This is a genomic window from Gracilibacillus xinjiangensis, from assembly GCF_042651765.1.
Taxonomy (GTDB): Bacteria; Bacillota; Bacilli; order Bacillales; family Amphibacillaceae; genus Gracilibacillus; species Gracilibacillus xinjiangensis.
The window spans coordinates 378,515-398,813 of the sequence record NZ_JBHSDT010000008.1 but is presented as its reverse complement, the minus strand read 5'-3'; the positions used below and the strand labels follow the sequence as shown (position 1 = coordinate 398,813).

The window sequence follows — 20,299 nt, the reverse complement described above, 5'->3', positions numbered from 1 at the left end:
TCCAATCTATTTCAAATAGTTTTAATATATGTCATTAGTTGCTATTATAGCATGAATGGTATAATTGTTGCTGAACTGTGAATTGTTTTTCTTTAGGTTATACAAAACCTTACGAAATAAATAGTCTAAAAAATTGGGTCGGAAATGTCAAGTTTACTGTTTCTATCCCTGTGGAATTTATCGAGTTATGCAAAAAGAAAGGATGATATAATGGCAACACAACCATTAGCTTTCCGTATGCGACCAAAAAATATAGATGAGGTAATCGGACAAACACATTTAGTTGGAGAAGGGAAAATGATCCGCAGAATGGTTGATGCAGGCCGGCTGCATTCAATGGTCCTGTACGGCCCTCCCGGTACTGGGAAGACATCAATGGCAATCGGAATTGCAAACAGTCTGAATATACGCTATAAGCTGCTGAACGCAGCCATTCATAAAAAGAAAGATATGGAAATAGCGGTAGAAGAAGCGAAAATGAGCGGACAGCTTGTCGTTATTTTAGATGAAGTCCATCGTCTGGATAAAGCAAAGCAAGATTTTCTTTTGCCACATGTGGAATCTAATTTAATTACATTAATTGGCTGTACAACAAGTAATCCCTATCATTCGATTAACCCTGCAATTAGAAGCAGATCACATATCTTTGAATTGCAGCGATTAGATCAGGATGATGTAAAAAAAGCAATGGAACGCGCCGTTAATGACACAGCAAACGGGCTTGGCGAGCTAGCGATTGAACTGGAACCAGAAGCAATGGAACATTTTGCAAATGCGGCGAATGGTGACTTACGGGCAGCACTAAACGGATTAGAACTTGCTGCATACTCCACCCCTAGAGATTCTGATGGGAATATTGTGATTGACCTTGAGACAGCCGAAGCTTCGATGCAGAAGAAAAGTTTCTCCCACGATAAAGGTGGCGACGCTCATTATGATGTTCTGTCCGCTTTTCAGAAGTCAATCAGAGGCAGTGATGTCGATGCAGCACTTCATTATTTAGGACGCCTAATTGAAGCAGGCGATCTTGACAGTATTACAAGGCGAATGCTTGTATGTGCCTATGAAGATATTGGTCTAGCAAATCCCCAGGCAGGTCCTCACACATTAGCTGCAATACAGTCAGCTGAGCGGGTGGGGTTTCCTGAAGCGCGAATTCCGTTATCTGTTGCTATCGTGGAACTGTGCCTTTCCCCGAAATCAAATTCTGCCTATACAGCACTTGATGCAGCACTTGCCGATATAAGAAAAGGCGATACCGGAGAGATTCCACTCCATTTAAAAGATGCTCATTATAAAGGTGCCCAATCATTAGGACGTGGTGTTGATTATAAATATCCGCACTCTTACGATGCTGGCTGGGTGAAGCAGCAATATTTGCCAGATAAAATAAAACATAAACAATATTATCACCCGAAAGAAACAGGGAAGTTTGAAAAGAACCTAAAACAAATTTACCGAAATTTAAAAAAATAATGTTTAAAACACTCCTTTCTGGTCAGAATAATAGATAAGCTCATGTGATGAACGATTATGAATCTAGTGAGAAATCTTTTAATATATGAGACAAGTTAGGAGTGGAATTTATGGCCAAAGTACGCCAAGACGCATGGTCACATGAAGATGATCTATTATTAGCTGAAACTGTCTTAAGACACATTCGAGAAGGCAGTACCCAATTAAGAGCATTTGATGAAGTTGGAGATAAACTGAACCGTACATCAGCTGCCTGTGGTTTCAGATGGAATGCGGAAGTAAGGCAAAGCTATGAGCAAGCAGTTCAGATTGCGAAAAAACAACGGAAAGATAGAAAAAGAGCTTTAATAAATCAAGAAAAAAGCAATAATATGAATCTGCACTTACCTGAGGACGAGGCTGATGCGAACGAAATCATTAATAAAGACAACAACCTACTATGGAACTGGGAGCCAAAAGAAACAAAACCGGTTCAAGAAACAGTTAATGAAACAATGGAGCTCGGACAAGTTATTCGTTTTTTACAAGGCTTGAAGAAAGAGCAGCAACAGTTAAAATACTCTCAATCTAATATGGAACGTCTTATCCACGAAAAAGAACAGCTTCAGAACCAGTTAGAATCAAAAGAAAAGAGAGTAAAAGAATTAGAACGTGAATTAATGACAATGAATGAAGACTATCAGGCATTTATGCAGATTGTCGAACGCGCAAGAAAAATGGTTGTGTTTGAAGAAGAACAACCAAGACCTGTCCCGAAATTCCGTATGGACAAGAACGGCAATTTGGAACAAGTTGCTAAATAGAAATATGGTAGAGAACCGGGCAAAGCTCTGCATGGTTCTCTATTTTACCAACTGGATAATGATAAATTGTGGTTCCGATAACAAACTTCGCTTCCATCAGTGTGTATAGATTTTTCCAAGTTGCATAAATAAGTAAATATACTTCCCTTCCCTATCGGGGATGAGACATGTTCTAAAAGTAAGGAAAGTTTGCTAGTTCCGGGGAAGTGACTGAAGCTGTTCTCGTTTCTCAAATAATGAAAAAGCACATCTAATAATAGATGTGCTTTGTTATTTTACATTCGACAATCCCAATCGTGCCGTCGTGGTTGATGAAGTTTTGAACCCGCTCTCCGCAGGTGGGTGCCCTGTCTTATAGTTCGTGCTTCCACTATCATTTACATAAGTAAAGCGGCCTGCACTAGATATAAGAACAATAGGCTCCCGTAGTTAATGGTGTTCGGTCAAAACGCCATTTATGCGACGAACACATCAGGATTGTTAACTTGTAAATAAATAATAGCATATAACATGCTATTTTTCAAGTCCGTTACTTTACAAAAGCTTTACAATTTAGCATGTAATTATTTCAATTTTAAGTGTAATTCGTTTAATTGTTTCGAATCAACTGCACTTGGCGCTTCTGTCATTGGATCGGAAGCGGAAGCGGTTTTCGGGAAGAGAATCGTGTCCCGTAAGTTTGTGCGACCTGCAAGTAACATGATCATACGGTCAAATCCTAAAGCAATTCCTCCATGTGGTGGTGCACCGAATTCTAGAGCATCTAATAAGAAACCGAATTGCTCCTCTGCTTCTTCTGTTGTGAAGCCAAGTTTTTCAAACATTTGGTTCTGCATTTCTCTTTGGTAAATACGAAGAGATCCCCCGCCTAGTTCATACCCATTTAAGACAAGATCATATGCTTGTGCACGTACTTCACCAGGGTTTGTATCAAGTTTTTCAATATCTGATTCAAACGGCATTGTAAATGGATGGTGTGCTGCATGATAGCGGCCAGCATCTTCATCATATTCTAATAATGGCCAGTCTGTAATCCATAAGAATTCAAACTTGCTGTCATCAATTAGATCATGGTCTTTCGCCAGTTTTATTCGAAGTGCACCTAATGTGTCATAAACAACTTGCTGTTTATCTGCAACAAAGAATAATAAATCTCCTGCACTTGCATGAAGCAATGATCTGAATTGTGCTTGCTCTTCCTCTGAGAAGAATTTCGCAATTGGACCAACCAATGCGTCCTCTTCTACTTTCAACCATGCTAAACCTTTTGCACCGTAAATTTTCGCAAAATCTGTCATATTATCTAAATCTTTACGAGAATATTGATCAGCTTTTCCTTTTAAGTTCAAACCACTTACTTTTCCACCATCTTCTACAGCTTGACGGAACACTTTAAAACCGGATTCCTTTACAGCTTCCGATAATGTTACTAACTCCATTTCAAAGCGTACATCCGGTTTATCTGAACCAAATCGTTCCATCGCTTCATCATAAGGCATGCGTTTGAATGGTGTTGGGATATCCAATCCTTTTACTTCTTTCATCACTTTAGCCATCATCTGCTCTGTCATTTCCATAATTTCATCCATTGTGAGGAAAGATGTTTCTATATCGATTTGAGTAAATTCCGGCTGGCGATCCGCACGTAAATCCTCATCACGGAAACAGCGGGCAAATTGATAATACTTTTCAAAGCCTGCAACCATTAGCAACTGTTTAAACAGCTGTGGTGACTGTGGAAGTGCATAGAAATATCCTTCATGGACACGACTTGGCACCAAATAGTCCCGGGCACCTTCTGGCGTACTTTTTGTTAACATTGGTGTTTCCATTTCAAGGAAAGCTTCGTCATTTAAAAATTGACGGATTGATTGGGTTACTTGATGACGTAATTTGAATGTTTCCTGCATCACATCACGGCGTAAATCTAAGTAACGATACTTCAAACGGACATCCTCCGAAACATCTACATCATCTGTTAATGAAAATGGCGGGTTCTTTGATTCATTTAAAACTTTGATGCTGTCTGCAATTATTTCAATTTCACCTGTTGCGATTTTCGGATTCACTGTTTCCGCATCACGCTCAACAACTTTTCCTGAGATTTCTAGTACATACTCACTTCTCACACTATCTGCAATTTCCAACGCTTCTTTGGAAATTTCCGCATTGAATACAACCTGAACAACACCTGAACGGTCACGGAAATCTATAAAAATAATTTCACCAAGATCACGGCGTTTTTGGACCCAGCCTTTTAGTACTACTTCTTTGTTGATATGTTGTTTTCTTAACGAACCTGCTAATGTTCGGTTTGACATAATTGCTCCCCCTTAAATAATTCCTTTTAAATATGATACTAATTGTTCTAATACGATATTTTCTTGCTCACCGGATTCCATGTTTTTTACTGCAATCAAATCGTTGGCTATTTCTTCTTCACCTAAAACAAGGACAAAACGGGCCTTCAGCCTGTCAGCAGCTTTAAATTGTGCTTTCATTTTCTTATCTTGGTAATCTTTATCAACTTTCATACCAGAAAGCCTTAATTGCTCAACGATGGAAGCTGCTTGTATTTTTGCTTCATCACCTAACGCAACAACATAGCAATCAAGACGCTGATCAATTGGCAGCTCGATATTCTCTGCCTCCAGTGCCATAAGAAGACGCTCAATACTTAACGCAAAACCGATACCGGGTGTTTCCGGGCCGCCAAGATCCTGAACTAATCCATTGTATCTTCCGCCACCCGAAAGTGTTGTAATAGCACCAAATCCTTCTGCATCACTCATTATTTCAAATGCTGTATGGTTGTAATAATCCAGCCCGCGCACAAGGTTTTTGTCAACAACATAGGAAATTCCCATGACATCTAAGTATGCTTTTACTTGCTCAAAATAGCTGCTGGAATATTCATTTAAGTATTCTAGAATCGATGGTGCTGTCTGCATTGCTTCATGATCCCGGTCTTTTTTACAATCAAGGATCCGTAGCGGATTCTTATCTAATCTAGATTGGCAATCACCACAAAGTTCTTCTTTTACTGGTGTAAAGTGGTCAATTAATGCTTGTCGGTGATTATCTCGGCTTTCTTTATCTCCTAAACTGTTAATTACCAGTTTTAATGACTGTAAGCCAAGCTCTTTGTATGCATTCATGGCAAGTGAGATTACTTCTGCATCAATTGCCGGATCTTCACTGCCTAATGCCTCTACACCAAACTGAACAAATTGGCGCATTCTCCCCTGTTGCGGTCTTTCATAACGGAACATTGGACCAATATAAAACAATTTCGTTGGCTGGTTTGGTGACCCAAATAATTTGTGCTGGACAAATGAACGGACAACTGATGCCGTTCCTTCAGGCCGTAATGTAATGCTGCGGTCACCTTTGTCAGTAAATGTGTACATTTCTTTTTGGACAATATCAGTTGTATCACCAACACCTCGTTGAAAAAGTTCTGTATGCTCAAATATCGGTGTACGTATTTCGTGATAATTATATCTACTACTTAAATCTTTCAGTTTTTCTTCAACATATTGCCACTTTTCTGTGACACCAGGTAATAAATCCTGTGTACCTCTAGGTCCTTTCACGAAATCTCCTCCTCTATTTTAAAAAGCTTCATGATAATCATTATGTAAGCCCACGTTCTCTAGGCTTGTAACTTAAAATGTAATTGAACAAAAAAACTCCCATCCCTTATAAAATAAGGGACGAGAGTCTTACCCGTGTTGCCACCCTAGTTGAAGTAATCATATACTCCCACTCGAACAGTTAACGCCTGTGTACGTCCATACCTACTCTAGTTCAGCTAGGAGCTTCCAGAATGTCTTTCATAAAGGCAGTCAGCAAGAATTCTTTCAGCCTGGGGAATTCTCTCTCTTCGCTTCTATCCCTTTATTACTTTTTCCTTCAAAAGCTTTTTCGATCACTTTTTACAATTGTTTATATCATAATCGTTTTAAAATGCTTTTGTCAAGTTGGTTTCTGCATTTTTTTATTTTTTTGTGTCGAATGCAAAGATATGTCCATTTGTGCAGCTATTTCTGTTTGATAATCTCTTTTTCTAAACTCTGCAAAATCATTAATTCGCTGGGAATGATGGTGACAGGAAAACATATTCTTTTGCTGCTTCTGGCTAAACTTCATATACAAGAACTTCCCTTCCTCTAATAGAAACCAGTAAAGACACCCGGTAATTAAATTAAGTAAGCAAAAATGCTTGTAAAAAAGATGAATGAAATATGAAAACTTGATCCATGACGCACACTTTTCCGTGGTAAATTGCTGTTTTACTTTAAAATCTCCAACCTTACTATCTAGATTTTGATGTTAATTACCACTTTATAACCAAATCTTAACTTGTACTCCCTGACTTTTTTGCATTAATCCTTATACATATATCCAAAATGATATGTTCACCATTAAGCCTTATCTCCAGTACCCCTCCGGCGTGAAATTTCTTATACTTACGTGCAAAAATGGACAAACTTGAGTAATATAGAATTAAATTGGTTAGAGGGTGATTATTTGCGTAAGAAAGTGCTCATCGTTATTCTGCTTATTTTGATACTTAGTCTTTCCATGTCATTCGTTATTTATGCAAAGGAAGCTTATATTAATGGCGAGCAGTTAAATGTCCGCAGCGGTCCTGGCACAGCTTTCGATGCAATCGGCAAAGTAAACCCGCCAGATGTTTACCCAATTTTAAAGGAAACAGAGGATTGGGTGAAGATTGATTATAATGGGCAAACTGGATGGGTTTCAAAAGATTATGTCACGATAGAAGAAAGTGACCTGATAACAAAAGACAATCCAAACAACAGCCAAGTAAATGAGCAGCGTTCCATTATTCCTCCTGGATTACATGGAAAAGTAATTGTTATTGATCCAGGTCATGGCGGGCGAGATGTTGGTGCGATAAGTGTAAGTGAGGACTTTGAGAGTACCTATACATTAAAAACTGCCAAAGTGTTGGCAGAATTTCTAGAAGCCAATGGAGCAATCGTTCACTTTACAAGAGAAGACGATCGTTATATTACATTATTTAGCCGCAGTACGTTTGCTAACACGGTCCATGCCGATGCTTTTTTAAGCATTCATTACAACAGTACACCAGAGCACCCGGAAGTAGCGGGTGTCAGCACTTTTTTCTATAACAGCCGTGATCAGTCATTGGCAGAAATTGTTCAGGATGGGATCATTACAGAAACAGGGATGGAGAACCGGGGAATTAAACAAGCCGATTTACAAGTATTGCGGACAAACCATCGTCCCGGTATATTACTTGAGTTAGGTTTTCTCTCCAATCAGCAGGAAGAAAACCATATCCGGTCACGAATCTTCTTAGAAGCAGTAAGCACAGGTGTTGTAACAGGATTACAGCAATATTTTCAGAATTAGTTAGAAAGAGACATAAGACATCAAACCGAGAGAGCTCCCGAATGCCTTGCGATCTATTTTTTCTGCGTCATGGCATTGAGAGCACTCCCGAGTACCTGGCGCTCTTCTTTTTTTCTACGTCATGGCATTGGGAGCACTCCCGAATACCTTACGCTCTTCTTTTTTTCTGTGTCATGGCAATGGAACACTCCTGAATGCCTTGCGCTCTCATTTATTCCGCGTCATGGCATTGTGAGAGCTCCTGAATGCCTTGCGCTCTTCTTTTTTCTGCGTCATGGCATTGGGAGCACTCCCGAATACCTTACGCTCTTCTTTTTTTTCCGCGTCATGGCATTGGGAGCACTCCCGAATACCTTACGCTCTTCTTTTTTTCTGTGTCATGGCAATGGGAGCACTCCTGAATGCCTTGCGCTCTCATTTTTTCTGCATGGCATTGGGAGCACTCCCGAATACCTTGCGCTCTTCTTTTTTCTGCGTCATGGCATTGAACCGTATATACCAAAGAAAAAACCATCCTAATTGGATGGTTTTCTGTTATATTAACGCTCAGCTGAATCAAGAATAATTGTAACAGGTCCTATGTTAGTAAAAGATACATCCATCATTTCACCAAATGCTCCTGTTTCCACGACAATTCCCTCATCTTTTAATTTTTCATTAAACGTTTCATAAATAGTTTTGGCCAAGTCCGGTTTTGCTGCCTTCATAAAGTTTGGTCTTCTTCCTTTGCGGCAGTCACCGTATAATGTGAATTGGGAGATCGACAAGATTTTTCCACCAACATCTTTTAATGATAAATTCATTTTTTCGTTATCATCTTCAAAGACGCGGAGATGAATAATCTTATTCACTAAATATTGAATTTCTTCTTCTGTATCCGTATGGGTGACACCAACAAGTACAACAAACCCTTCATCAATTGCACCCATTATTTCCCCATTTACTGTAACAGAAGCATCTCTGGCTCTTTGCAATACAACTTTCATTTTACCCAATACGCTCCCTTATTGAATCGTTCTCTCTACTGTGTAGACATCTTTAATTTGTTTCAGACGTTCCACGATCCGTCGCAAGTGGTTAATATTATGAATCAATATTGTCACATGAATTACCGCGATTTTATTCCGGTCCGAACGGCCATTCACTGCAATAATGTTTGTTTTCGTTTCATTAATAACTTGTAAGACATCATTCAATAACCCTCGTCTGTCATATCCGGAAATTTCCAAATCAACATGATATTGTTTCGTTTCCGATTCTTCATTTTCCCAGTTTACCTCCATCAGGCGATCCTGTGCATCGTCTGCTTGGACATTAGGACAATCTGCACGGTGGACAGAAACCCCTCGGCCTTTTGTAATATAACCAACAATCTTATCACCGGGAACAGGATTACAACATTTTGACAGACGGATCAGCATGTTATCTACACCCTCTACATGCACACCGGAATCCCGTTTTGGTTTTTTCTTCATATTCTGTCCACTTGCATTTACTTCTTCAATTGTCTCTTCAATGTTCTTATTCTTCTCTTTTTCTTCGCGAATTTTCTCCGTTAAACGTGTAACAATCTGAGCTGCTGTAATGCCATGGTATCCTACCGCTGCAAACATATCTTCTTCAGACGTGAAGCTGAATTTATCCATTGCTAACTGAATATTCTCTTCTGTAAGAATTTCTTTTGGATCATATCCAGCTAATCTTATTTCTTCTTCAACCAATTCACGGCCTTTTAATACATTTTCATCCCGCAGCTGCTTTTTGAAAAATTGTCTGATTTTATTTTTTGCTTGTGAAGTTTGAGTCATTTTCAGCCAGTCTTGTGAAGGACCATAAGAATGTTTCGATGTCATTACCTCGATAATATCCCCATTTTTCAACGGAAAATCTAATGGCTCCATTTTGCCGTTAATCTTTGCACCGATGGTATGATTACCAACCTCTGTATGGATTTTATAGGCGAAATCTATCGGCACAGATCCTCTTGGTAATTCGATGACATCCCCTTTTGGTGTAAACACATAGACCATATCTGAGAATAAATCAACTTTTAATGATTCCATAAATTCTTCCGCATCATTGGTATCATTTTGCCATTCAATAATTTCACGGAACCATGCTAATTTATCTTCGTTCGATTGTTTAGCAGGATTGATTTTCTTGCCTTCTTTATATGCCCAGTGTGCGGCAATACCAAACTCTGCAATTTCATGCATTTCTTTTGTCCGTATTTGCACTTCTAATGGTGCCCCTTTTGGCCCGATTACTGTTGTATGCAATGATTGATACAGATTCGCTTTTGGCATGGCAATATAATCCTTGAACCTTCCCGGCATTGGTTTCCAGCATGTATGAATAATTCCAAGTACAGCATAACAGTCTTTAATACTTGAAACAATAATTCTTACAGCTAAAAGATCATAGATTTCATTAAATTGTTTCTTTTGAAGCATCATTTTTCGATAAATGCTGTATAAATGCTTTGGCCGTCCCGAAAATTCTGCCTGAATATTTACATCATTTAATTGCTTCTTCACTTCTTGCATGACTTCTTCAATATAGTATTCTCGTTCTTCCCTCTTTTGCTTCATCAGATGAACGATACGATAATATTGTTGTGGATTTAAATAGCGTAATGCCGTATCTTCTAACTCCCATTTGATAGCTGAAATACCAAGCCTATGTGCAAGTGGTGCGAATATTTCTAATGTTTCATTAGAAATTCGGCGTTGTTTTTCCATTGGCAAATGCTTCAATGTCCGCATATTGTGAAGCCGATCAGCTAATTTAATGAGAATGACACGAATATCCTTAGCCATTGCGATAAACATTTTCCGGTGATTTTCTGCCTGCTGTTCCTCTTTGGACATATATTTAATTTTACCGAGTTTTGTTACACCATCTACAAGCATGGCTACTTCTTCATTAAAAGCTGTGCGAAGATCCTCTATCGTAACAGAAGTATCTTCCACCACATCATGAAGAAAACCCCCTGCAATCGTTTCTGGATCCAATTTTAAATTCACTAATATTCCAGCAACCTGAACAGGGTGAATGATGTAAGGCTCTCCCGATTTACGAAACTGCCCTTCATGTGCTTTTTCAGCATATTGGTAGGCATGTTTAATAAACTTTATATCTTCCTCATTTAAATAGCCCTCTGCTTGTTCAAAAATCTCTTCAGGCGCTAAAATTTTATCTTTTGCCATGTTATCACCTTTTAGTTTTAGACTTACCACATTAACATAGTTTGTGTTTTTACTATCATATCAAAAATTAGCGCGTATTTCCTTATATTCTTTTTCATTTCTCGACAATTTATTAATGTAAGCGGAACCAATTGAATTTTACATTAAAAGAATGGGAGATATCAATAACTTGTATGCCAAAGTCAACAATACTGGATATCCAAACGAAAAGAATTCGCAGTGGAACAAAGCTGCTCATAAATGTACGAGTGCCCGGAGTCAAAGGAAGTTTACAAAAAACCGAACTACATCGAATGAAATAAGATTCGATCATAGTTCGGTTTTGACTTCGGCTAAAGCCCGTTTGCCCCAGCCTCATATATTACAAAATTAATATTCCATTAATGTTAATACATCATAGCCGTCCAGCTTATCACGACCATTTAAATAAGTTAATTCGATAAGGAAGGCACATCCTACAACAATACCGCCAAGCTGCTCGACAAGTTTAATGGTTGCATCAATTGTTCCGCCTGTTGCCAGCAAGTCATCTGTTATCAATACTCGTTGCCCTGGTTTGATTGCATCTTTATGAATGGTTAGTATATCTTTCCCGTACTCTAAACCATAATCTACTTTTACCACTTCACGCGGAAGTTTTCCCTCTTTGCGGACTGGTGCGAACCCGATTTCCAGTGCATAGGAAACAGGACACCCTACAATAAATCCACGTGCTTCTGGGCCAACAACAATATCAATTTCCTTATTTTCAGCATATTTTACAATCTCATCAACAGCTGCCTTGTATGCAGGTCCATTATCCATTAATGTTGTAATATCTTTAAATCGTACGCCTTCTTTTGGCCAATCTTCCACCACTGTAATATATTTTTTAAAATCCATAAACCATTTCCTCCTCTGGTTCTGAAGCACAAACTAATTGCTCTTCTATCCATTTTTTAAGTTGTTGATAAGTTGAATAATATAGTGTTTCTTCTACTTCCATTTGTTTGGCTATTTTTTGATAGAGCGGTGATTCTGTTAAATCTTTCTTTCCCGGGTTTTCTGTTGGAACAATTGTTGACCCTTCTCTGGTTAAAAACCCTAACTCATGAAAAACTTGGAACATAAACTTAATTTTCTCAAGTTTCCATCCTTTGTACGATGCAAGCTTTGGTGCGTCGACTTTATACTCAAAATATTTTCGTTTTAACATTAACTGATAAAGCCATTTGAATTCTTCTCTTGATGGAATTCTTTGAAAGAAATAACTGTTCGTTAGTTGAAAACATGCATAAATCCGGTTGATCTGCTTACCATTTAATAAACAACTTAACTCCTCTAAAGACTCGGGTAAATCAATTAAGTAGAGTGCTTCAATTGGCCCATCCATTGCTTTCAGCATATCTGGACTTATCACATCTGCCATCACATCTTTTTGTTCGTGAAATGTGAGTACGTATTGATAATCTAACGTATTGTCTAATTGGTTCTGCCACTGTTTTGCCCCGCGAAAATCAAATAATTGCCATTCTGTTATGGCTAAGTCTTTTAAGAATAATTGTGGTTTTTTCATTCCATTCCACTCATTTTCCTGTAATTCGACCACTGCTTCAAGTGATGTATCTTTTGTTAACTTGGCATACACATCACCTAATCCAAAACCTATTGCATCAACTTGTGCGCCGTCCTGATCAAATTTGATTTTTAAGTGGTTTTTTGTTGCACCAATTTGTCTGATCTCTGCAGGTATTGCTTTAATATGAAAAGAAGGCTTAGGATTTCCCATACCAAATGGTGCTAATTGGTTTAACTCCTGGATCATTTCCAGATTCACATCTTTTAAATCAATAGATGCATCCACATTCAGCTGCGGTTTAAAATCATTCTCTGTTAATTGCTCTTTCGCAATCGCATCAAGTTCATCTCTTAATACCGAAATGTTCTCCAGAGGCAAGGTCATTCCGGCAGCTTGGGCATGTCCGCCAAAATGGGTAAACAAGGATTTGTGCTTCATACAACTAGTAAATAAATCAAAGCCATCAATACTTCTTGCGGATCCTTTTGCACTCTGGTTATCAGGATCTATCGCTAACACAATGGCCGGACGATGATAGGTTTGCACTAACTTTGATGCAACGATTCCGAGTACCCCTTGGTTCCAGCCTTCCTTAGCTACAACGAGTACATGCGGATTGCTGTCATCTTGTTCTATCTCAGCAATTGCCTCTTCTGTAATTTTTGCAACTATTTTCTGTCTTTCCGTATTCAATTCCTGCACATAACTAGATAATTCATCAGCTTCATCCGGATCACTTGTTAAAAGTAAATCAACCGCCATATTGGCATCCTGTAGACGGCCAACAGCATTTAATCTTGGTCCGATCCGAAAACCGATATCTTCTTCTGTTACATTATTTTCAATTGAACATTGCCGCTTTAATGCTTTCAGACCAGCTCTCTCTGTATTAGCAAGTGCTTTTAGTCCATAATGAACAAGTACACGATTTTCATCATGTAATGGCACTAAATCGGCAATCGTACCAATAACGGCTAGATCAAGAAATTGTTTAGGAAAATAGCCTAATAAATAGGTAGCAAATTTAAAAGCAACCCCTACACCAGCAAGCTCCTTAAAAGGATATTCAGCAGCACATTTCGGATGAATGATTGCCAATGCTTCCGGTAATTGTTCCTGCGCCTCATGGTGATCCGTGATAATGATGTCCATACCTAATTCATTGGCGACCTTTACTTCCTCTACTCCTGCAATCCCATTGTCCACTGTTATTATTAATTGAAAACCTTGCTTGTATGCTTCCCGAAATGCTTCCTCATTTGGGCCATAACCTTCTGTGAAACGGTTTGGTATGTAATAATCACACATCGCACCTTTTTCTCTTAACGCTTCTACCATCAAGGCGGTTGATGTAACCCCGTCTGCATCATAATCACCATATACAAGAATACTCTCGCCATCTTCTATTGCTTGTTCAATTCTTTTCTTCGCAATATCGATATTTTGAAACAAAGCTGGATCATGCAATTGACCAAGTGTTGGATGAAGAAATGCTTCCACCTCTTCTTTTGCTTTCCAACCTCTCTGTGCTAACAGTTTTTTAATAACTGGAGACAATGATAAGTCGTCTAACGGACTCTGTTCTTCGATTTGATCTTTATATGTAAAAATCCAATTTGATTGACTGGTTAACATAAATTCACCCCTGACTAACTTATTATACAAAAGTGTGCCAAGGGTAGCAAACAGATTATTGTTTTGAATGATCTTTTTCTATTATTTCCAATGAATCCTCTTCTTTGTTTTCATTGTGTGAATCCATGTCCACCACGGGATTATCCTGTGCTTTTAATGCATTATTCTCTTCCTTCACCAAGCGTATTTCTCTTTGTAATCGAATCAATCGGACAACTCCAACAGCTGCTGTAATAACAGCCCCCATTAAAACAGAAAATAATATAACTAAAATTAAAGGAGCTTCGCCGCTGCCAAATAAATAATTGACTTCAACCGGGTCCACATTAATTACTGCAAAAATTGCAATAATCACAGCAAATACAACAGCTAAAATAATATATGTCTGTCCTTTCATCACTATCACCTCTTTCCATGTTATCGTTCCCTTTTCTTATTACAAACAAACCAAAAAAAACCACCAATATTGGTGGCTTTTTTCATTAAACTTGTGGACCATCATTATATTTTTTCTCTGTATAAACAATTGGTTTATCTTTAATAGATTTCCCTCTCCATACCAGCCATAATTGGGCTGCAATGAATAGGGATGAATACGTACCTGCAAATAAACCAATAACTAAAGCAAACGAGAAGTTTGTAATCGATGTTGCTCCGAAGATCAATAACATCATAGCAGCGAAGATTACAGTTAACACGGTATTTATACTTCGAGCCAATGTTTGCATCAAACTGTGATTCACAATGGAAGCAAGTTCGGCAAATGATTTTATCCGTTTCTTTTTCTTCAAGTTTTCCCTGATCCTGTCAAAGGTTACAATCGTGTCATTGATCGAATAACCGACAATTGTCAATATCGCAGCAATGATCGTGATATCAAACTCCATCCTTGTAATACTAAAGAATGCAAGAATGAAAAAGGCATCATGCAGTAACGCTATGATCGCAGTTAATGCAGAATAAAACTCAAAGCGAATCGTCACATAGATAATAATCCCGATAGAAGCATATAATACAGCTAATACTGCATTTTTCGCCAATTCTTCCCCAACTACAGAAGACACAGTATTTACCGTCGGTGCACTGCCATATTCTGCTTCAAAGTGCTGTCTTACTTCTGCTACTTTTTCCTGGGAAAGTTCATCAACAAACCTTGCTACAGCAATATTGTTATTATCTCCAGACAATACTACCGGCACACTCGGTGTTAATCCCAATTCCTCGTAATCTGCTTCAATTTCCTCTACTGTTAAGGATTGATCTGCCAATACTTCGACACGCGAACCTGAAGTAAAGTCAATTCCAACGTTTAAGCGGAAGACAGCTAAAGATACAACGCCAAGCAGAACAAGTGCTATCGATATGCGGAAGAATTTTTTGCGATGTTTTACAAAATCAAACTTGCGGCCGAATACTTTCGGTTCTACTTCTTCCTTACTGTTAATATCAATAATTTGATCTTTCTTCACACCAAACCAGCCTGGACGGTTATTCATGAAATTGCTGCTAACCCAGAAGCTTAGGAACAGACGTGAACCAAATACCGCTGTTATAAAACTTAACACAATACTGACCATTAATAATGTTGCAAAACCTTTTACAGAACTTGTACCAAAAATAAACAAAACAGCTGCTGCAATTAATGTTGTAATATTCGCATCAAAAATGGTAGATAAAGAATGCTGATTACCTGCTTTGAAGGCAGCTTTCATTGACTTGCCTTCCTTCAGCTCTTCTTTAATCCGTTCATATGTGATAATATTCGCATCAACCGCCATCCCGACTCCAAGTACTAATGCGGCTATACCTGGCAATGTCAGTACACCATTCATTAATTGGAATACGAGCAGCACTAAATAAATGTAAACACTTAATGTGATTGTTGCAATAATACCAGGGAACCGATAATAAACAATCATGTAAGCAAAAATTAACAAAACACCAATGATACTTGCAAAAACTGTTTTCTCTAATGCTTGCTGACCAAATTGTGCACCAACAGATGTAGAATATTCTTCTTGTAAATCAACTGGCAATGAACCGGCATTCAAAATATCTGCCAATCTTTTTGCAGATTCTACCGTGAAGTTACCAGTAATTTGAATATCTGTTGTCCGTAAAACCTGAGAGAACCCCGGTGCGGAAACAAATTTCGGATCTTCTTTTTGAATTTCCTCTTTGTAGGAATCCCCTTCTTCATAATCCATCCAAATAACAATTCTGTTTTCCAGTTCAGGGTTATTCATTATTTCTTCTGTCACATCACCGAATAAATTTGCGTTTTTAAATTGAACGGTGACGATTGGTTCATTTGTATTTGGATCAAAGTTTTGCTGCGCACTACCTTGTTTGATATCATTACCATTTAAATACTCTTTATCATTCACATCACGGAAAGATAAGGACGCAGATGTTGCTAAAAGGTCCCTTGCTTCATCCTGGTCAGTTATCCCTGCAAGCTGCACTCTTATGCGATCAGGCTCTTCAATAGAAAAGCTGGGTTCATTTACCCCTAATGCATCAACCCTTTCCGTTAAAATGGCTACTGTAGCCTCAAGATCTTTCGTAGTTAAATCAACATTTTCATCCAATGGTTCCACATCATAAAGAACCTCGAAACCACCTTGTAAATCTAACCCTAAGTTAATTTTATTTGTAATATTTGTAAATGTTGTACCAATCGCTGCGCCTATAACTAGGACAATTAATAGAAAAGCAACGATTCTCCCTCTTTTTACCATGTGTAAATCCTCCCTAAATTAAACAAAACAACAACACATTACATTTTACTCTTTTCCGAACAAAGCTTCAATAGATTCCTGCAAACTTGTATCTTGAAATGATTGTTGAGTTAAATAACTCATATATGTATTGGAATGCAAGTGTAAGATATCCTGCACAACTTCTGATAATCTTTTTTCAGGGTCTCCTTTCCACACCTTCCGGACGAGGCATTGCCAGATATCCTCAGCAGTTGCTTTTGAATAATCCAATAATTTAAATTCATGTACTTTACTATCTATCACATCTACTAACTCTGATTTCCATGCTGAAACTGCTTTTCTTTCACACATTGGAATTCCTCCACTCCTATAATGGTTGATTGATAACTATTTATTTTTAAATTCGGTCATGCTTGTCTCCTATTGATGCATATACTTCATTGTATATGAAAAATTTCCATTTGAGAAGGTAGGTCTGATAATGTGACCAAACAAAATTTTCTAAAAGGAACCATAATCCTTATTATAGCAGGAATGATTACAAGATTCCTCGGTTTTATTAATCGGATTGTAGTAGCTCGAGTAATGGGGGAAGAAGGAATCGGACTGTATAATATGGCATTGCCTACATTATTTTTAATGTACACGATCTCCCAAATCGGTTTACCTATTGCCATATCCAAGCGAGTAGCAGAAGCTGATGCAAATCGTGATACGAAAAAAATCAAACAAATTCTGATTATTTCACTCAGTATTACGGGAAGTCTCAGTATCATCTCATCCATTCTCATGTACTTGATTATCCCATATATTGCAACAAATCTCCTTACAGACAGTCGTGTTTATTATCCAATGCTGGCAATTATTCCAATCATCCCGATCAGCGCCGTTGCTGCCGTTATTAGGGGTTATTTCCAAGGCAGACAGAACATGAAACCGCAAAGTATCGCTCAGGTAATCGAACAGATCGTTCGAATTGCGTTTATTGTTATCCTTGTCCAGATTTTCGCACCATATGGATTAGAATTTGCTGCAGCAGCTGCAATGATTTCTGTAATTATCGGAGAAGCTGTCTCCTTATTATATATGCTGCACATGTTCCAAATAAAAAAACGGATGAAGTTAAGAAAAGATGCCTTTCACTATTTTAAAACAGGCAGAAAGACATTGAATCAATTACTATCCATTGCTTTACCCAGTACTGCCAGCAAACTTGTCAGCTCTGTTGCCAATTTCTTAGAACCGATCCTTGTTGCACAAAGTTTAGCATTTGCAGGGTTCCAGACAGCCGTTGCTACAAAAATGTACGGGACACTAACAGGGTATGCCATTCCATTATTATTTTTACCAACATTTATTACACATTCCCTGGCTGTAGCACTTGTCCCTAATATAAGTGAAGCAGAAGCGAAGAACCATAAAAAACTGATCCACTATCGGATCCACCAGTCTGTACGCTTATCTTTTGCCTCTGGTGCAATTGCTACCGTTTTATTAACATTATTTGCAGATCCTATTTTGATGTATATGTATGGGACAAACAATGCCAGTTTATTCCTGAAAATCATGGCTCCATGCTTCTTATTTATGTATATTCAATTCCCGCTAAATGCTACATTGCAAGCACTTGATCTGGCCAAGCAAGCGATGTGGAATAATATTGTTGCAACAGTAATTAAATTTATTGTATTGATTTTACTTACAACAAACCCTGAAGTCGGAATATATGGTGCAGCAATTGCTATGTGTGTTGGTGTAATAATTGGGACAATCTTTCACCTTGTCACATTATTCCGACATATACAGTTTGTTATCCCTTTCTCCATGATTGCTAAAATGATTGCACTAATTGGGTTAACCTTTTGGTTAGGCTGGCTGCTTATTCGGTTATTCCCATTCTCGATCAACCAATTCATTCCATTTGTTCTCACCCTGATTGTCCTGTTCCTTTGCTATATCCTATTCTTATTTTCCTTACAATTCATTAGTAAGGATGAATTAAAGCAATTAAGAAGAAAATAAATACCGCTCCAAACAATTGACGAAAATCTCCAGCTGCAAGATTTATTCTCCTCTGATATAAAAAGACATCTCGCATTGAGATGTCTTTTTATTATTTTATGCTTAAATCAAACTCCCTAATAAATTCTTCTACCTCTGGTGATACCATCTCTACTTCGGATGATTTCAGTACAATATTCGCCATACTTTCTGTCTCATTCTTCTCTATCTCACCAGGATGTACGGTAAACATGGCAATTTTAATTCCTTTCAGTCTTATATTAATGCCTATTGTTTCAACATTAACCATGTTATTTTGCTCAATAAAGTCGTAAGTTTGGTTGGTTGCATGCATAAATGCTAGCCCTTGTTCTAAATTATCATTCATATCAATCATCAATGTTATGTGGTTATTAATCTCAATAGCATCAGTAACTTCAACATTTGAAGCATATTCATACATAGAAGTATCTATAGAATCTGTTGCTTCTTTTGCTTTTTCCTCTTCTGGTCGTTCGGGCTGAGGAGCTTCCTCGTCTAATGCACTATCACTTTCTGCCTGATCCTGGCCTTGGCCTTCTGTTTTCGTTTCTTCCTCAGCTCCACATGCTGTAAGTGTAAATACGAAAACACTTAATATGAAAAATATATACTTTTTCAAACTTATTTCCTCCTCTATACGTATTTGCCTATAGGATTTTATCACTTCTGCTTTTCCATTTCTAATCGAAATTTATGAAAATAAAATAAAAAATTGCACCAATGTCAGATGTTTGTCCAACAATAATGGTGCATCATTTTTAATTGGTTATTTCATTTTTCCGGTCAATATACCATTCATTTCTCGCATTCAGAGAACAGAAGGAAACCTCCTGAAAATGATCAAATCCCTGTTTATGAAGCTGCTTTTTCAGCCATGCCCGATCTTTTTTTAATTGTTCTAGTGCGTGCATTTGCACATGACCATCAACAATTAATGGAAGAACGAGACCATTCATTCTATTGCCGAGCGAATGATCATCACCATTGTATTCAATGATCGACAATTTACCAGATGGTTCCAATATGGCATAATCCACTTCATTCAAACTCTCTGTCCCATTTTCCCTTAATTGCTGCATTAAATCTTCAAAAGTAAACCGGTTTTTCTTCATCTCATATTCATCGATTTTCCCTTTTGTGACAATAATAGAAGGTTTTCCTTCAAACCATTTACGAAATAATGGACTTTTAAGAGAAATCCAGGCAGTCATTCTCTGAATTAACAATAAAGTAATCATTGGTATCAAGCCATAACCGAAAAATAATTTCAGATCTTCAATTGTCAAAACAGCGATCTCAGCAATCATGATAAATACAACAATATCTAATAAACTGAGTTCACCAACTTCCCGTTTCCCCATTAACCTGAAAATGACAATAACCACTAAGTAATAGAATAATGTTCTAACAATAAGAATGAGTATTTCTTCATAGGACATCCTGTCA

The 20,299-nt window shown here is 37.8% G+C and carries 17 protein-coding genes, 1 other RNA gene and 1 other annotated feature; of the genes, 5 read left to right on the top strand and 13 right to left on the bottom strand.

The genetic code is table 11. The annotated features are described in order from the left end of the window. Positions 1–210 precede the first annotated feature (210 nt). Both ACFOY7_RS13175 and ACFOY7_RS13170 read left to right on the top strand, forming a co-directional pair. Entirely contained in the window at positions 211–1,476 is a 1,266-nt protein-coding gene (locus ACFOY7_RS13175) for a replication-associated recombination protein A (RefSeq protein ID WP_390252561.1), read from the top strand. A gap of 110 nt (positions 1,477–1,586) precedes the next feature. Then, positions 1,587–2,279: an RsfA family transcriptional regulator gene (locus ACFOY7_RS13170; protein ID WP_390252560.1), complete on the top strand. Its 693-nt coding sequence runs from the start codon at positions 1,587–1,589 to the stop codon at positions 2,277–2,279. Positions 2,280–2,562: 283 nt separating this feature from the next. On the opposite strand, the gene ssrS is transcribed toward ACFOY7_RS13170, so the two are convergent. From ssrS to ACFOY7_RS13150, 4 genes are all read right to left on the bottom strand, one after another. Further along, a non-coding RNA gene (ssrS, locus tag ACFOY7_RS13165) (6S RNA) lies at positions 2,563–2,760 on the bottom strand. An 82-nt stretch (positions 2,761–2,842) separates the two neighbouring features. Further along, on the bottom strand, positions 2,843–4,600 hold the full coding sequence (gene aspS / locus ACFOY7_RS13160; RefSeq protein ID WP_390252559.1) for an aspartate--tRNA ligase: 1,758 nt from the start codon (positions 4,598–4,600) through the stop codon (positions 2,843–2,845). Between the two features lie 12 nt (positions 4,601–4,612). Then, positions 4,613–5,875, bottom strand: a complete 1,263-nt coding sequence (hisS, locus tag ACFOY7_RS13155) for a histidine--tRNA ligase (RefSeq protein WP_390252558.1) — start codon at positions 5,873–5,875, stop codon at positions 4,613–4,615. 113 nt (positions 5,876–5,988) lie between these two features. Beyond that, positions 5,989–6,207 (bottom strand) — a binding site (T-box leader). A 50-nt stretch (positions 6,208–6,257) separates the two neighbouring features. Further along, positions 6,258–6,431: a hypothetical protein gene (locus ACFOY7_RS13150; RefSeq protein WP_390252557.1), complete on the bottom strand. Its 174-nt coding sequence runs from the start codon at positions 6,429–6,431 to the stop codon at positions 6,258–6,260. Positions 6,432–6,773: 342 nt separating this feature from the next. On the opposite strand from ACFOY7_RS13150, the gene ACFOY7_RS13145 reads away from it, so the two are divergent. Further along, positions 6,774–7,685 carry an N-acetylmuramoyl-L-alanine amidase gene (locus tag ACFOY7_RS13145; protein WP_390252556.1) on the top strand — a complete coding sequence of 304 codons (912 nt, stop codon included), beginning with the start codon at positions 6,774–6,776 and terminating at the stop codon, positions 7,683–7,685. Positions 7,686–8,224: 539 nt separating this feature from the next. On the opposite strand, the gene dtd is transcribed toward ACFOY7_RS13145, so the two are convergent. Then, the gene (gene dtd, locus ACFOY7_RS13140; protein WP_390252555.1) at positions 8,225–8,671 is read right to left on the bottom strand and encodes a D-aminoacyl-tRNA deacylase; all 447 of its coding nucleotides are present in this window, start codon (positions 8,669–8,671) and stop codon (positions 8,225–8,227) included. 18 nt (positions 8,672–8,689) lie between these two features. Further along, on the bottom strand, positions 8,690–10,894 hold the full coding sequence (locus tag ACFOY7_RS13135; RefSeq protein ID WP_390252554.1) for a RelA/SpoT family protein: 2,205 nt from the start codon (positions 10,892–10,894) through the stop codon (positions 8,690–8,692). 173 nt (positions 10,895–11,067) lie between these two features. Between ACFOY7_RS13135 and ACFOY7_RS13130 the strand changes: the two genes are divergently transcribed. Beyond that, positions 11,068–11,196 (top strand): hypothetical protein, encoded by a 129-nt coding sequence (locus ACFOY7_RS13130; RefSeq protein WP_390252553.1) that lies wholly within the window; start codon positions 11,068–11,070, stop codon positions 11,194–11,196. A 67-nt stretch (positions 11,197–11,263) separates the two neighbouring features. On the opposite strand, the gene ACFOY7_RS13125 is transcribed toward ACFOY7_RS13130, so the two are convergent. From ACFOY7_RS13125 to ACFOY7_RS13105, 5 genes are all read right to left on the bottom strand, one after another. Then, a complete protein-coding gene (locus ACFOY7_RS13125) occupies positions 11,264–11,776 on the bottom strand; it encodes an adenine phosphoribosyltransferase (RefSeq protein ID WP_089740732.1) in 513 nt (170 codons plus the stop codon). Then, on the bottom strand, positions 11,766–14,087 hold the full coding sequence (gene recJ / locus ACFOY7_RS13120) for a single-stranded-DNA-specific exonuclease RecJ (RefSeq protein ID WP_390252552.1): 2,322 nt from the start codon (positions 14,085–14,087) through the stop codon (positions 11,766–11,768). The genes ACFOY7_RS13125 and recJ overlap by 11 nt, the downstream gene beginning before the upstream one ends. Positions 14,088–14,142: 55 nt before the next feature. Next, on the bottom strand, positions 14,143–14,484 hold the full coding sequence (locus ACFOY7_RS13115; RefSeq protein WP_390252550.1) for a LapA family protein: 342 nt from the start codon (positions 14,482–14,484) through the stop codon (positions 14,143–14,145). A gap of 85 nt (positions 14,485–14,569) precedes the next feature. After that, positions 14,570–16,828: a protein translocase subunit SecDF gene (gene secDF, locus ACFOY7_RS13110; RefSeq protein ID WP_390252549.1), complete on the bottom strand. Its 2,259-nt coding sequence runs from the start codon at positions 16,826–16,828 to the stop codon at positions 14,570–14,572. Positions 16,829–16,873: 45 nt separating this feature from the next. Further along, positions 16,874–17,161 carry a post-transcriptional regulator gene (locus ACFOY7_RS13105; protein ID WP_390252547.1) on the bottom strand — a complete coding sequence of 96 codons (288 nt, stop codon included), beginning with the start codon at positions 17,159–17,161 and terminating at the stop codon, positions 16,874–16,876. 132 nt (positions 17,162–17,293) lie between these two features. On the opposite strand from ACFOY7_RS13105, the gene spoVB reads away from it, so the two are divergent. Next, entirely contained in the window at positions 17,294–18,832 is a 1,539-nt protein-coding gene (gene spoVB / locus ACFOY7_RS13100; RefSeq protein ID WP_390252546.1) for a stage V sporulation protein B, read from the top strand. Between the two features lie 91 nt (positions 18,833–18,923). Here the strand turns inward: spoVB and ACFOY7_RS13095 are convergent, their stop codons facing one another. Together ACFOY7_RS13095 and ACFOY7_RS13090 are read right to left on the bottom strand one after the other, a co-directional pair. Further along, positions 18,924–19,472, bottom strand: a complete 549-nt coding sequence (locus tag ACFOY7_RS13095; protein ID WP_390252545.1) for a hypothetical protein — start codon at positions 19,470–19,472, stop codon at positions 18,924–18,926. Positions 19,473–19,611: 139 nt separating this feature from the next. Then, entirely contained in the window at positions 19,612–20,292 is a 681-nt protein-coding gene (locus ACFOY7_RS13090; RefSeq protein ID WP_390252544.1) for a DUF421 domain-containing protein, read from the bottom strand. Positions 20,293–20,299: the final 7 nt, after the last annotated feature.

What these genes read in the sequence shown, in the direction of transcription:
- ACFOY7_RS13175 (WP_390252561.1), top strand. Translation starts at nt 211, where the DNA reads ATGGCAACACAACCATTAGCTTTCCGTATGCGACCAAAAAATATAGAT.
- ACFOY7_RS13170 (WP_390252560.1), top strand. Translation starts at nt 1,587, where the DNA reads ATGGCCAAAGTACGCCAAGACGCATGGTCACATGAAGATGATCTATTA.
- aspS (WP_390252559.1), bottom strand. Translation starts at nt 4,600, where the DNA reads ATGTCAAACCGAACATTAGCAGGTTCGTTAAGAAAACAACATATCAAC.
- ACFOY7_RS13150 (WP_390252557.1), bottom strand. Translation starts at nt 6,431, where the DNA reads ATGAAGTTTAGCCAGAAGCAGCAAAAGAATATGTTTTCCTGTCACCAT.
- dtd (WP_390252555.1), bottom strand. Translation starts at nt 8,671, where the DNA reads ATGAAAGTTGTATTGCAAAGAGCCAGAGATGCTTCTGTTACAGTAAAT.
- ACFOY7_RS13135 (WP_390252554.1), bottom strand. Translation starts at nt 10,894, where the DNA reads ATGGCAAAAGATAAAATTTTAGCGCCTGAAGAGATTTTTGAACAAGCA.
- ACFOY7_RS13130 (WP_390252553.1), top strand. Translation starts at nt 11,068, where the DNA reads ATGCCAAAGTCAACAATACTGGATATCCAAACGAAAAGAATTCGCAGT.
- ACFOY7_RS13125 (WP_089740732.1), bottom strand. Translation starts at nt 11,776, where the DNA reads ATGGATTTTAAAAAATATATTACAGTGGTGGAAGATTGGCCAAAAGAA.
- recJ (WP_390252552.1), bottom strand. Translation starts at nt 14,087, where the DNA reads ATGTTAACCAGTCAATCAAATTGGATTTTTACATATAAAGATCAAATC.
- ACFOY7_RS13115 (WP_390252550.1), bottom strand. Translation starts at nt 14,484, where the DNA reads ATGAAAGGACAGACATATATTATTTTAGCTGTTGTATTTGCTGTGATT.
- secDF (WP_390252549.1), bottom strand. Translation starts at nt 16,828, where the DNA reads ATGGTAAAAAGAGGGAGAATCGTTGCTTTTCTATTAATTGTCCTAGTT.
- ACFOY7_RS13105 (WP_390252547.1), bottom strand. Translation starts at nt 17,161, where the DNA reads ATGTGTGAAAGAAAAGCAGTTTCAGCATGGAAATCAGAGTTAGTAGAT.
- ACFOY7_RS13090 (WP_390252544.1), bottom strand. Translation starts at nt 20,292, where the DNA reads ATGTCCTATGAAGAAATACTCATTCTTATTGTTAGAACATTATTCTAT.